The organism is Pseudomonas sp. NBRC 111139 (assembly GCF_001753955.1).
Classification (GTDB): Bacteria; Pseudomonadota; Gammaproteobacteria; order Pseudomonadales; family Pseudomonadaceae; genus Aquipseudomonas; species Aquipseudomonas alloputida.
On the sequence record NZ_BCBP01000049.1, the window covers coordinates 63,306 to 75,953 of the forward strand.

The window sequence follows — 12,648 nt, forward strand, 5'->3', positions numbered from 1 at the left end:
AGCCCTGAGGATACTCCGGCGCCATTGCGAGCCAAACCCGGGGTCAGGGCTTGGCTCCCCTGTACAATACGATGGCTGCTATATCCAGGACCAACACACTGCCGACAAACAGGAACATGATGTACAGATCTTCAGAGAGCATTGCCGTGTCCCCCAGATGCGCCGGTTTCAAAGGGGTATGCAATTACTGATCCCGTCAGCGCATCCGCTAGCGAACTGCGACTCAGCTGAACTTTAACTTGACCACTTTGCTCAGCGCCCAGCCACTGAAGACATAGAACGCATCCAGGTAGAAGCGCCCTGCGTAGTTGGGCAACGGCGTTTGATTCAACAGCACATCTGGCTCGGGCGCAGGAGGAAACAGTGCATAAAAGCCGTTGGGCAGCACTGCCAGTGCCAGCAGTAACAGGTAAGTCGAGGCTTGTAGCAGGGTGGCACGATTACTGGATCTGGCGGACCACTTCAGCCCGTAGTAGGCAACCAGGCCGGCAACAGGCAAAACCCAGAAATGCGTCGGCATCCCAATGAACATTTCGGCGACTACGCTTCTTGCTTCCACCTGCGACTCTCCATCCAAATACAACGATTATTACGGGCGGGGCCGGCAAATGCAAAGCAACGCTGCTCAGGCCATACCGGCTCCACCCGCCCTTTTTGAACGTTGCCGGGCAGGCGATCGGCAGACAAAAAGCCCGCTCTCGACGGCGGGCTATTGGTGAGGGGTTGGATGATTACGCTTTTGAACACATCAGTGCAGCATCCAGCAACCTGCCATGGTCGTACCAGGCATCACGTTGATAGGCCGTGAAGTGGCGCTCGGTTCCCGTGCCCCGCAACTCTACAAGGCCTTCTGCCTTGTCGGGGTCAGTGCTGTCGACGAAAAGCCTAATCGCGTTATCACCCTCGACTTCATAGGTTTTCACATTCCCTTGCAGCTCGCCTTTAACGCAGCCCAGGTAGGCGGGTGGGCTTTTCACGGTAGTGCCAGCGGTATAATCGTGGCTGTCACGCACATCAGGGTTTTGCGCACAGCCTGCGACGAACAACGAGGCTGCCCCGAATAACAGTATTACACCTGCTCGCGAACTTGAGTTTTTCACGCGACACGCTCCTGCAGCCCCCTCGAAAACTGGGAAATGTTGCCAAGCAGCCTGCCCTTTTTTTGGTTTTCTCATGCCCATGTTACTGCGCAACGACAACAGGGCATCAGGTTTGTTTGCTATATAGGGTTCGGGGCGTTTTCCTCACACCCTGCGTTGGCCCCGATTACGCGTAAGGCCTGACCCATAACCGGGGTCAGGGAATGGCATTGAGAAACACATAAGTCGCCGCCAGATCCAGTACCAGCACAGCAACCACGCTGAAAATCATGTAATAGCGGTCATCCTGAGTCATCTCTGCGTACTCCGCATGATCAATGTCTCAGGGGTCACAGCAATTCTCGTTCCAGCGCCCAGGTTCAGCCCGCTGGCACCGCGCCAGCCAAACAGCGCAATCGCGCAGTCAGTCCTTGATCTGGCATACGCCATTGGCTTTGTTCTTACCGGTATACGAGACGTCAGGCGAGCCGTCCGGGTTGATCGACAACGATACCGTTACCCCGCCACCTTTGGCCTCGAAATAGTTGTCATTGAATTTTTTCAGCGTGGCTTCCTTGCCATTGATATAGACAGGCCCACCTTTATCGGCATGGACCTCGATATTGCCGGGGCATGTTGCGTTCAACAGCGGAATACCGGCATGGGCAGCGCCCGATGCGGCAAGCAACAGGCTCAGTAACAAACGCTTCATTTGCAGTGTCCTCATGGGGTTGTCGGGGGTGCGCGCGTTAAAGCAGTCCTGCGATAGCAAAGAGACTCATCGCGCGTTCGAGAGGGTAGGCAAGCACATGCAGGCTCATCTCGCTACGCATTTTTTTTCATTCAGTGCATCCAGTCCGCCCGTTGGCGGGTATTGACAGTGGGCGGCCTTTGACTGCCCAGCCCAATGACTTTCAGGAGCACTGCCCATGAACTTCAAATACTCCGCCTGCCTGTTTGCCTGCAGCCTCGCCCTTGCGCTGCCGCCCGCCCACGCCCAGACCACGCTGCCAGAAGCGGTCAAAGTCCCTGATGGCCATCGCGTCCTGCTCGAAACCGTCGGCGTCGGCGAGATCACCTACGAGTGCCGCGACAAGGCCAACACCCCCGGTCAGACCGAATGGACTTTCGTCGGCCCCAAGGCAGTGCTCAATGACCGTGGCGGTAAACAGGTGGGCGACTACTTTGGCCCACCCGCTACCTGGCAGGCCAAGGATGGCTCGAAAGTCACCGGCACCCAGTTGGCAGTGGCACCGGCGGACAAAGGCGCCATCCCCTATCAACTGGTCAAGGCCAACCCCGCCGAAGGCAAAGGCGCCATGCAGGGGGTCAGCTACATCCAGCGCCTGGCCACCCGCGGCGGTGTGGCGCCGTCAGTCGACTGCACGGCGCAGAACAAAGGTGCCAGGCAGGTCGTCCAGTACCAGGCTGACTATGTGTTCTGGACAGCCAAGTGACACGCACCTGACCCAACGCCCTGCGAGTGATGATCTACGCTCGATGGCAAGCCCCCCGGCTGGATGGCCGGGGTACTTGCCTTACACAAGGAAGCCACACACGTTGAACTCGCCGGCCACTCCCTTCGACTTCCACCGCTGCCTGTTAGCCTGTGCACAGGGTGACCGGCGGGCCCTGCAGGCGCTCTACGATCACGAAGGCGCGCGCCTGCTGGGTGTTGCCCGGCGTATCGCACGTGACGACGCCACCGCAGAAGACATCGTCCACGATGCGATCATCCGCATCTGGACCCGCGCTGCCAGCTACGACCCGGCGCGCGGCTCGGCTCGAGGCTGGATCTACAGCATTACCCGCCACCTGGCGCTGAATTCGATACGTGATACCCGCCGTGAAACTGTACTGATCGATGCCGACACCGAAACTGCGTCAACATTGCACGGGAGGATTGATGACCTTGACCTCTGGTCCGGCTCAGCAAAGATTTACCGCTGTCTTGAACAACTGCAGCCCGCACCGCAACGCTGCATCCTGCACGCCTACGTGGACGGCTGCAGCCACGCCGAGATAGCCGGTTTATTGGGCGCGCCACTGGGCACTGTCAAGGCCTGGATCAAACGCAGCCTCAAAGCGCTACGGGAGTGCCTGGAATGAAGCCCGATTCTGCCGAAGAACTGGACAGCCTCGCCGGGGAATATGTGCTGGGGACCTTGTCGCCGGAGCAATATGCCGCGACGGCCGAACGCCTGCGTACCGACCCCGCGCTTCGCGCCGCCGTGGATGCCTGGGAGGCCCGGCTGCTGGAGCTGACCGCGCTGTCTACCCCGCAGCCCCCAAGCCCCCGCCTGTGGCGCCGTATCCAGCGCAGCCTCGACGAGCTGCCTGCAGCGCGCACGCAGGCTCGCTGGTGGCAACGCCTCGGCCTGTGGCAAGGGCTCAGCGCCGCAGGGCTGGCTGCAAGCCTGCTGCTGGCGTTTACCTTGCTGACCACGCCCCCCTCTACCACGCAATACCTGGTGGTGCTGGTGGCGCCGAGCAGCCAGGCCCCCGGCTGGGTGGTGCAGGCCAGCGACAGCCACATGATCGAACTGCTGCCGCTGGGCCAGGACACGGTCCCCGACGGCATGGCCCTGCAGTTCTGGACCAAGGGCGAGCAATGGCGTGCTCCGGTTTCGCTTGGCCTGGTCAAACCGGGCGAACCCTATCGAGTTCCGCTGGAAAGTTTGCCACCCTTGGAGGCCAATCAACTGTTCGAGCTGACGCTGGAGAAAGCCGGTGGCTCGCCGACCGGTCTGCCGACAGGGCCGGTGAAGTTCATTGGTCGCGCGGTGAAAGTGATATGACACGAAAGGGCCGCAGAACGTGACTGCGGCCTTCGCAAGGCTGGAAGCCAGGGTCAGCCGCGGATCACCTCAAGGCGATCCCGCCCAGCCTCTGTGATGGCGTTCTCCCCTTCATCGCTGATGCGATAACGTCCTGACACCATTTTGGTAATTGAGAACCTGACCAGCCCGCTTTGGGACAAGGCTTGGCCTGCTTCGAAGCGCATTGCCTGCTCCAGGTCGAAGATCTTGATCTCTCCGATTTTGTAGCGTGCAAACGCGACCAAGGCGTTATCCAGTTCTTGTTGACTGATCGTTGTAGCGACTTCCATTCGACCTCCCAGGTCATGAGAGCCCCGGTCCGTGGGGGGTGAAGGCAACGAACCGGGTGGCTTGTTGAAGGCGGACCGTACTATGCAGTCACGGAAGTCGCTACTGGCTTTCCATCCATGCTGGATGGGTAGGCAGCACGACACCCGCCACACCTACGGTCACTTCAAGAGCCGTCGCTGGCGGCGGAACGCTTACGGCCTTGATCTGCGTCGTCCTGTTCAGTGCCCGCTGCCCTTTACGCCCGTGCGCTTTGGGGCGAAAAGCTGCCGATCGTGAAAGACCGCTATCGACCCGTCATCGGTTGTCCGTTCGCTGTAGGTCGTTAATGGCCCAAAGGATCCCGATTCCAACACCTGTCCCCCTGATGACGTGGCCGTGAACCCAACACAGCTAAGTACGCAATACCTGTTCACCAGCATTGGCCGGCAGGCGTACTGCATCAACCAACGCGGCGCAAGCAATCAGGCCGATACCGACAAGCGCCCAGCGGAAGTCGCCCACTGTCATCTCGCTTTCACCCCCCCGCAGCATCGTCGAGACCCTCAGCAGCAGGGCCGCAATCGCAACCCCGAGCGCCATCGCCAGTTGGAAGAACATGCTGAACAGCGTCGACGCCTGGCCCATCTGTGCTTTTGGCACCTCGGCAAACCCGATGGCGTTGTAGGTGGTGAACTGCATGGAACGAGACAGCCCGCCAATGAACAGCACCAGCGCCATCCAGTACCACGGCATGTCCTGCTGCAGGAGCAAGCACGCGAGAATGCAACCGACGCCGATCAAGCCATTGACCAGCAGCACTCGACGAAAGCCGTGGCGGCGCAGCAGCCCGGTGGTGAACGGTTTCATCGCGAGGTTGCCGACGAAGATCGCCAGCACCAGCAACCCGGCATCCACCGGCGAATAGCCGAAACCGATCTGCAGCAACAGCGGAATCAGGAACGGCAAGGCGCTGATCGACAGGCGGAACAACGTGCCGCCGATGATGCTGGCGCGGAACGTGGCGATGCCTAGGGTAGCCAGCGGTAGCAGCGGCGCCGGGTGACGCTGGCAATGGCGGATCGACAGCCAGGTCAGCAGAGCCCCCACGGCCACCAGTGCAGCGCCTGTGCCGAGGCCGTCGCCCGACAGCGAGCCGAGCATCTCCAGGCCCAGCAACCAGGTCGCGCAGGCCGAAGCGAGGAAGACGAAGCCGAGCCAGTCGAAACGGCGCGCTTCACTGGCACGCGTGTTGGGGACCAGCCACCACGCCGCTGCGATGGCCAGCAGACCGAGCGGGATGTTCAGGTAGAAGATCCACGGCCACGACAGGTGGGTGACGATCAACCCGCCAATCGGTGGGCCGAGCACCGGCGCCACCAACCCGGGCCAGGTGATCACCGCAAGCACCTTCACCAGGTCCTGCTTCTCGGTGGTGCGCAGCACCACCAGACGCCCGACCGGTACCATCAGCGCGCCACCGATGCCTTGCAGCACCCGTGCGGCGACGAAGGTTTCCAAGGTTTGTGCCAATCCGCACAGCCAAGAGGCCAGGGTGAACAGGCCAATGGCCCCGGCGAACACCTGGCGCGCGCCGAAGCGGTCGGCGACCCAGCCGCTGAGCGGGATGAACACCGCCACCGCCAGCAGGTAGGCGCTGATGCCGATGTTCAGGCTGACCGGGTTCTCGGCGAAGTCACGGGCCATCTGCGGCAGCGCGGTGGCGATGACGGTGGCGTCGAGGTTTTCCATGAAGAAGGTGACGGCGACCAGCAAGGCGATGCCGGTGTTGGGGACTGCGGGGGTGGCCAAGGGTTCAGTTCCTTCTGCAAAAGGAGAGTCTCGATTGTAGGAGCGGGTTTACCCGCGAACACCGGCGCAGCCGGTGCCATGCCCCGCGTCACCTGCTTCGCGGGTAAACCCGCTCAGAGCGCCGAGCCATGTGGCCCTGCTCAGACCATGCTCATCGCCGCACGCAGCGCCAGCAGGTAGGTTTCGACACCAAACCCGCAGATCTGCCCGCGCACCACCTCGGCAAATACCGAGTGATGGCGGAACGGCTCCCTGGCATGGATGTTGGACATGTGCACTTCTACCACCGGCACTTCGATAATGGCCAATGCATCACGAATGCCGTATCTGTAATGCGTCCAGGCACCGGCATTGATCAGCACCGCATCCACCCGATCCTCATAGGCCTGATGGATGCGTTCGCACAGGGCGCCCTCGAAATTGCTCTGGAAGCTCACGACCTGCGCCCCCAGCTCTTCGCCCAGGGCTTGCAACGCCTGGTCGATGTCGGCCAGGGTCGCTGTGCCGTACTGGCGCGGGTCGCGCTTGCCGAACATGTTGTGGTTGATGCCATGCAGCATCAGTACATTGGCGACCATCGACCTACTCCAGGGGAATCGTCAGCTGATTGATCACGGCACGTGTGTCGGGCCGCACCCCGCGCCACCAGGCGAACGCCTCGGCGGCCTGCTCCACCAGCATGCCGACGCCATCGGCCAGGCGCGCCTGGCCCTGCTCGCGGGCCAGGCGCAGGAAAGGCGTGAGGCCTTTGCCATAGGCCAGCTCGTAGGCCAAGGCCGCCTCACCCAGCACATCAGCCGGCAGTGGCGGCAAGTCAGCGGTCAGGCTCGCCGAGGTGGCGTTGACCACGATGTCGAACGATTGCCCTTCCAGCGCTTCGTAGCGGCTGATGCGCAGACGCGGGTGATCGAGCTCGTTCCGCAGCGCCAGCGCCTTGGCCATGTCCCGGTTGGCGATCACCAGCTCGCGTGGGCCCGCCTGCAGGAACGGCAGCAACGCCCCGCGCACCGCGCCGCCAGCGCCCAGCAGCAGCACACGGCGGTTGCGCAGCGGCTCGCCAAGGTTCTCCTCGATGTCCCGCAGCAAACCGATGCCATCGAAGTTCTCGGCGACGATGCAGCCATCCTCGAACTTCAGCGCATTGGCCGCCCGTGCCAATTGCGCCCGCTCGCTGCGCCGGTCGGCCAGCTCGAAAGCACGCAGCTTGAACGGGGCAGTGATGTTCATGCCCTTCCCGCCTTCGCTACGAAACTGCAGTACCTGGGCTTCGAAGTCGTCCAGCGAGCCCTCGATAGCCCCGTATTCCAGCTGCTGGTTGCTGGCCTGGGCGAACAGGCCATGAATCAGCGGGGACTTGGTGTGGTTGATCGGTCGGCCGATCACTGCGTAGCGGTCGCTCATCGTGCATCTCCGTGGGTAAACAACACGCCATCCGCCTGCAAGGCAATGATTTCTTCAGTACTGAAGCCAAGCCCGGCGGCCACTTCGGCGTTGTGCTGACCAAGGTCCGGGGCTACTTGGTGAATCGTGGTATCGCAGTCGGAAAAGCGGAACGGCAGGTTGGCCAGGCGCAGCGTGCCGTAGCGTGGGTGCTGCTGCTCGATGACCATGTTGCGTGCCTGGATCTGCGGGTCGGCCAGCACTTCGTCGATGCGTTGAACCTTGGCACTGGGGATGTCGATGCCATCGAGCAACGCGAGGATCTCGGCCACCCGACGCGCGCCAACCCAGTCGCGGACCACCGCCAGGATCGCCTCGCGGTGGGCATTGCGGCCGTTGAGGCTGTGGTAGCGGCGGTCGCTGCCGAACCCGGGCGGGCCGCCGTTGGCTTCGAGCATGGCCGCGAAGCGCTGCCAGGCATCGTCGACCTGGGCGGCGATCACCAGGTCGCCGTCGGTGGCGCGGAACACGCCGTACAGGGTCGAAGTGGGCATGTCGTGGCCGGTCTGCTGGGGCAACACAGTGCCACCGGACAGCGTATAACACTGCACCGCGTATTCGTGCATCGACACCAGGGTGTCGTACAGCGCCATGTCGATGTGCTGGCCTCGGCCACTGCTCACCCGGCCGAGCAGCGCGGCATTGATCGCCGCCACCGCGTGGATGCCGGTGTACATGTCGCCCAGGGAAATACGCAGCAGCGGCGGTGCCTCGCCCGGCACGCCCACCATCTGCATGATCCCGCTCTTGGCCTCGGCGATCAGGCCGAAGCCGGCGCGGTGGGCGTCCGGCCCGGTATGGCCGTAGGCGGAAATCGAGCAGTACACCAGGCGCGGGTTGCGCGCCGACAGCTCGGCGTAACCCAGGCCCAGCTTGTCCAGGGCGCCGGGGCGGTAGTTCTCGATGAACACGTCGGCCGAATCGGTCAGGCGCTGCATGAACGCCTTGCCGCGCGGGTCTTTCATGTTGACGCTGACGCCCTGCTTGCCCATGTTCAGCTGCAGGAAATAGCCGCTCTGCTGGTCGTCCAGGGTGAACGCATGCTGGCGGCCAGCGTCGCCGCTACCCGGCCGCTCGACCTTGATCACCTCTGCGCCGAGCGCCGCCAGGCAACGGCCGACATAGGGGCCGGCGAGGAAGTGGCTGTAGTCAATGACGCGGATACCCGCCAATGGCAATGCCTGGCTCATGCTGCTGCCCTCCGCGGCACCATCAACCGGTGCTCGCCACGTTGCACGACTTCGCCGTGCTGGTTGATCAGTTCCGAAGGCAGCACCACGATGCCCCAGCCAGGTCGGCTGTTGCTCGGGCGCATCGCCCCCACCCGCATGCGCACGTGGAGCACGTCGTTGACCTTGATCGGCAGCACGAAGTCCCAGGTCCAGCCCAGCGACATGCCCGGTAGGAAGCGGTACTCGCACTGGGTCTTCAGGCCGTCGGCGATCGACAGCCCGAACAGGCCGTGGGCGACCAGGCAGCCAAAGTGGCTGGCGTTGGCGTAGGCCTCGTCGACATGTACCGGGGTGTGGTCGCCGGTGAGGTCGGCGTAGGCCAGGATGCGTTCGCGGGTCACGGTGTAGGTCGGGCTGATGCACTCATCGCCTTCGCGGGCATCGTCCCAGTACTTTTCAATCACGCTCATGCCTGCACCTCCGCGCGCGGGTCGATGGCCAGTGCCTGGGCTACGCATTTGGCCGGCAGCGCCTGGATGAACTCCACCGCCAGGCCATCAGGCAGGCGCAGCCAGTTGCGGCCCTGGGGCATCTCACTGACGCCAACGCGTTGGGCGGCGGCCAGCGCCGCTTCCAGGTCTTCGCACATGATGCCCAGGTGCGCCAGGCGCCCTTCCGGGCCAGCGAAGTCCGGCTGGTGAATGAACTGCAGGCCGCCGAGGGTCCAGTACTGTGCCGGCTGCTCGACGTCACCCTGCACTTCACGCATGGTCATGCCGCACACCTCGCTGAAAAAGCGGATATGCCACTGAATGTCCTGCACCCAGAACGCCACGTGTTCGAGGTAGGCTTTTGACTGGCTCATGGGGTTTCCCTCTTCTGGTGATCGGCCATGGCGCGCTCGATACCCTTGATGCAGGCCACCAGGGTTGCGTTGACCGGCGTGGCCACGCCATGGCGCTGGCCCCAGCGCACGACGGAGCCGTTGATGAAGTCGATTTCGGTGATCGAGTTTTTTTCCAGGCTCTGCAGCATCGAGGTGCGGAAGCTCGCCGGCAGGCCCTCGGCGGCCAGTGACCAGGCAGCCTCGGGGCTGGTCAGGCTCAAGCGGATGCCGGCGCGCTCGGCCACGGCAATGGCCTCGGCCACGGCGGCCTTGGCGGTGCTTTCCAGCAGCGGCTCGCTGTACAGCTGGCCGTAGCTGAGCATGGTGATGCCGCTCAATGCACCGGTGGCGACGTTGACCAGCAGCTTGTCCCACATGGTGCCGAGGATGTTGTCGCTGACCGTGGTGGCCAGCCCGGCATTGTTGAACGCTTCGGCGATGGCCTGCACGCGGGGCGTCAGCTGGCCGTCGAGCTCACCGATGAAAGTCTGTTTGCCGGCCACACCGGCGCGGATCGAGCCCGGTGCGAGGAGCACGCCGCCGACATAGGTCTTGCCAGCCAGCACCCGCTCGCGACCCACCACTTCGGCCAGGATGTCCTCGTGGCCGAGGCCGTTCTGCAGCGACAGCACCAGCGTCTGTGGGCCTATCAGCGCGAGGGCACCGGCGATGGCCTCGGCAGTGTGAAACGACTTCACCAGCACCACCACCAAATCGGTCACGCCAACGTCTTCGGCTTCGATGGCCGCGTTGACCGGTACATAGCGCTCGCCCCGTTCGTCCTGTACCCGCAGCCCATGCTGGTTCATCGCCTCGACATGCGCGCGGCCGCGGTTCAGCAGCCAGGTTTCATGCCCTGCCTCGCTCAGGGCTGCGCCAATGGCGCACCCCAGTGCACCGGCGCCCAGAATGCAGATTTTCACGTCGCAGACCTCCTGTGATTTGCGATCACCTTATGCAGCGGGGTTTATTTGCGCTATACAATGACCTCAATACAGCTATTGAGTATTTCAATAATGACTACCCTGGAGCCCCTGCCCGAACCCAAGCTGCTGCAGCTGTTCGACGTGCTGTACCAATGCCGCAGCGTGACCCGTGCCGCCGAACAGTTAGGGCAGAGCCAGCCGACCATCAGCATCTGGCTGGCGCGCCTGCGCGAGCAATTGAACGACCCGCTGTTCGTGCGTACGCCGGGCGGCATGGCCCCTACCCCCCGCGCCGATCAGCTGATAGGGCCGTGCCGTGAGGTGCTGGAATCGCTGCGCCGGCTGACCGCCTGGGAGCCACAGTTCATCGCCGCCACAGCGCAGCGGCGTTTTCGCCTGTGTGTCAGCGATGCCAGCCACATCACCTTGCTGCCAAGCATCCTCAACCATCTGCGCAGCCATGCGCCGGGCATCCGCCTGGAGGCGGCGCGGATCGACGGCAATACCGAGAGCGCGCTGGAGTCGGGCGAAGCGGACCTGGCCATCGGCTTCGTGCCCTGGCTGGGAGGGGGGATGTATCAGCAGGTGCTGTTCGAGCAGGACTGGGTGTGCCTGAGCAACCCGCAGCATCCGCGCCTGGGCGATGGCATGAGCCTGGAACGGTATCGGGCCGAGGGGCATGTGCAGATCAGTTTCGGCACCGGGCAGAAGCTGCTGGAAGCAGGGTTGGCGCGGGCCGGGATCGAACGGCGGATCATGCTCGAGCTGCCAGCGTTTCTCGGGTTAGGGATGATAATCGGGACTACCGATCTCCTGGGCACCTTGCCGCGGCATATCGGGCAGACACTGGCCGATATGCATGGGCTACAGGTCCATGACTGCCCGTTCGAAGTGGAGGGGTTCACGGTCAAACAGCATTGGCATGCCCGCTATCATCAGGACAATGGAAATCGATGGTTGAGGGAAGTCGTTCGCGGATTGTTTCAGTAAGCCCGCCAAGCAGGCTCCCGTTTCGACTTGGATAGCAGGTCTGATTCAAGCCAACCGCTCTGGCCGCACGCCTATCTTCGCGAAGGATGGGCTTGGGTCGTAAATTGGCATTCACGACCGGCCGCTTTCGACCCTTTGCAGCCGTTCGAGGTGTCTAAGAAACCTGTGGCGATTCAGAAGCCACCCACTATGGGTCGCTTCCGGCCAATTCGGCCATCAGATATGTAGGGGTAACAAAGGCGACTCGAGGCGACTTAATAGCTGTCCCGAGTCGCAAAGAATTAAGCGGAGAAACCACCATCAATCGTCAAACTGGCGCCGGTGATGTAGCCGGCTTCCGGACCGGCCAAGTAAACAACAAAGCCGGCAATTTCCTCAGCCTTGCCGTAGCGATCCAATGCCATCAGACTTTTCAGATACTCGGCGCCATCTCCATCGGCCGGGTTCATCTCTGTGTCCACCGGACCGGGTTGCACATTATTTACAGTGATGCTGCGTGGACCTAGATCGCGAGCCATGCCTTTGGCCAAGCCAACCAGCGCCGATTTGCTCATAGCGTACACTGCACCGCCGGCAACCGGGATACGCTCAGCGTTGGTGCTGCCGATGTTGATTATGCGCCCGCCGTCGACCATGTGCTTGGCAGCTTCCTGGCTGGCGACGAATACACTGCGCACATTCACCGCTAAGGTATGGTCAAGTTGCTCTAGGGTGAGCTCTTCGGTGCTACCCCAAGCAAGTACGCCGGCGTTGTTGACTAAAATATCCAGGCCGCCGAAGTGCTCGACTGCCGCGCGAATAGCTTGCTGCACGGCTGCAGCATCAGTGCTGTCGGCCTTGATAGCAAAAGCCTTACCACTCGCTGCAATCACTTCACTGGCCAAAGCATTAGCTCGCTCGGCTGACGATGCATAGGTGAAAGCCACTGCTGCGCCTTCGCGGGCCAGGCGTTTTACGATGGCCGCACCGATACCGCGAGAGCCGCCTTGTACAAAAGCCACTTTCCCTTGCAGGGTCCGGGTAGAGGTCATGCTGTATCTCCATTACAAAAAAGTTAGGCCAGTCTGCCTATGTGTGAGCAATCTAATGACTTTTGCTAGGTTTCATTTTTGTCTAGGTAGAGATCATCACAGTTGGCGATTAAGTCAGGATTATGGGAGCCCGATTTGAGTTTACCGACTTCCTCAGGGCGTGAGGTGGCCCCTCGCAAAGTACCGCAATCGGCCAACAGCAGTCATTAGCCGCCGGAAAGCTAGG

The 12,648-nt window shown here is 62.2% G+C and carries 16 protein-coding genes; 4 read left to right on the top strand and 12 right to left on the bottom strand.

The window, feature by feature from the left end:
- Positions 1-223: 223 nt before the first annotated feature.
- The 3 genes from BJQ17_RS19830 to BJQ17_RS19840 form a co-directional block, all read right to left on the bottom strand.
- On the bottom strand, positions 224-532 hold the full coding sequence (locus BJQ17_RS19830) for a hypothetical protein (RefSeq protein ID WP_003248263.1): 309 nt from the start codon (positions 530-532) through the stop codon (positions 224-226).
- 199 nt (positions 533-731) lie between these two features.
- Positions 732-1,100 carry a hypothetical protein gene (locus BJQ17_RS30295; protein ID WP_060537975.1) on the bottom strand — a complete coding sequence of 123 codons (369 nt, stop codon included), beginning with the start codon at positions 1,098-1,100 and terminating at the stop codon, positions 732-734.
- A 403-nt stretch (positions 1,101-1,503) separates the two neighbouring features.
- On the bottom strand, positions 1,504-1,791 hold the full coding sequence (locus BJQ17_RS19840) for a hypothetical protein (protein ID WP_003248257.1): 288 nt from the start codon (positions 1,789-1,791) through the stop codon (positions 1,504-1,506).
- 217 nt (positions 1,792-2,008) lie between these two features.
- Here BJQ17_RS19840 and BJQ17_RS19845 point away from each other — a divergent pair, with 217 nt between their 5' ends.
- The 3 genes from BJQ17_RS19845 to BJQ17_RS19855 all read left to right on the top strand — a co-directional run bounded on the left by BJQ17_RS19845 (position 2,009) and on the right by BJQ17_RS19855 (position 3,877).
- A complete protein-coding gene (locus BJQ17_RS19845; protein WP_003248255.1) occupies positions 2,009-2,536 on the top strand; it encodes a DUF3455 domain-containing protein in 528 nt (175 codons plus the stop codon).
- Positions 2,537-2,639: 103 nt separating this feature from the next.
- On the top strand, positions 2,640-3,188 hold the full coding sequence (locus BJQ17_RS19850; RefSeq protein WP_070096535.1) for a sigma-70 family RNA polymerase sigma factor: 549 nt from the start codon (positions 2,640-2,642) through the stop codon (positions 3,186-3,188).
- Positions 3,185-3,877 carry an anti-sigma factor domain-containing protein gene (locus BJQ17_RS19855; RefSeq protein WP_070096536.1) on the top strand — a complete coding sequence of 231 codons (693 nt, stop codon included), beginning with the start codon at positions 3,185-3,187 and terminating at the stop codon, positions 3,875-3,877. The genes BJQ17_RS19850 and BJQ17_RS19855 overlap by 4 nt, the downstream gene beginning before the upstream one ends.
- A gap of 53 nt (positions 3,878-3,930) precedes the next feature.
- Here the strand turns inward: BJQ17_RS19855 and BJQ17_RS19860 are convergent, their stop codons facing one another.
- From BJQ17_RS19860 to BJQ17_RS19895, 8 genes are all read right to left on the bottom strand, one after another.
- Complete coding sequence (locus BJQ17_RS19860) at positions 3,931-4,188, bottom strand: hypothetical protein (protein ID WP_003248248.1); 258 nt, start codon at positions 4,186-4,188, stop codon at positions 3,931-3,933.
- Between the two features lie 391 nt (positions 4,189-4,579).
- Positions 4,580-5,977: an MFS transporter gene (locus BJQ17_RS19865; protein ID WP_070096537.1), complete on the bottom strand. Its 1,398-nt coding sequence runs from the start codon at positions 5,975-5,977 to the stop codon at positions 4,580-4,582.
- Positions 5,978-6,117: 140 nt separating this feature from the next.
- Positions 6,118-6,555, bottom strand: coding sequence for a type II 3-dehydroquinate dehydratase (aroQ, locus tag BJQ17_RS19870; protein WP_070096538.1), 438 nt, complete (start codon positions 6,553-6,555; stop codon positions 6,118-6,120).
- Positions 6,556-6,559: 4 nt separating this feature from the next.
- The gene (gene aroE, locus BJQ17_RS19875; protein WP_014756512.1) at positions 6,560-7,378 is read right to left on the bottom strand and encodes a shikimate dehydrogenase; all 819 of its coding nucleotides are present in this window, start codon (positions 7,376-7,378) and stop codon (positions 6,560-6,562) included.
- Positions 7,375-8,607, bottom strand: a complete 1,233-nt coding sequence (locus BJQ17_RS19880) for a CaiB/BaiF CoA-transferase family protein (protein ID WP_014756511.1) — start codon at positions 8,605-8,607, stop codon at positions 7,375-7,377. The genes aroE and BJQ17_RS19880 overlap by 4 nt, the downstream gene beginning before the upstream one ends.
- The gene (locus tag BJQ17_RS19885) at positions 8,604-9,059 is read right to left on the bottom strand and encodes a MaoC family dehydratase (RefSeq protein WP_004576665.1); all 456 of its coding nucleotides are present in this window, start codon (positions 9,057-9,059) and stop codon (positions 8,604-8,606) included. Before BJQ17_RS19885 ends, BJQ17_RS19880 begins: the two co-directional genes overlap by 4 nt.
- Positions 9,056-9,454, bottom strand: coding sequence for a VOC family protein (locus tag BJQ17_RS19890; RefSeq protein WP_070096539.1), 399 nt, complete (start codon positions 9,452-9,454; stop codon positions 9,056-9,058). Before BJQ17_RS19890 ends, BJQ17_RS19885 begins: the two co-directional genes overlap by 4 nt.
- The gene (locus BJQ17_RS19895) at positions 9,451-10,398 is read right to left on the bottom strand and encodes a ketopantoate reductase family protein (RefSeq protein ID WP_003248236.1); all 948 of its coding nucleotides are present in this window, start codon (positions 10,396-10,398) and stop codon (positions 9,451-9,453) included. Before BJQ17_RS19895 ends, BJQ17_RS19890 begins: the two co-directional genes overlap by 4 nt.
- 93 nt (positions 10,399-10,491) lie before the next feature.
- On the opposite strand from BJQ17_RS19895, the gene BJQ17_RS19900 reads away from it, so the two are divergent.
- Positions 10,492-11,391: a LysR family transcriptional regulator gene (locus BJQ17_RS19900; protein WP_041168429.1), complete on the top strand. Its 900-nt coding sequence runs from the start codon at positions 10,492-10,494 to the stop codon at positions 11,389-11,391.
- A gap of 281 nt (positions 11,392-11,672) precedes the next feature.
- Here BJQ17_RS19900 and BJQ17_RS19905 read toward each other — a convergent pair whose 3' ends face one another.
- On the bottom strand, positions 11,673-12,422 hold the full coding sequence (locus tag BJQ17_RS19905) for a 3-oxoacyl-ACP reductase family protein (protein WP_070096540.1): 750 nt from the start codon (positions 12,420-12,422) through the stop codon (positions 11,673-11,675).
- Positions 12,423-12,648 lie beyond the last annotated feature (226 nt).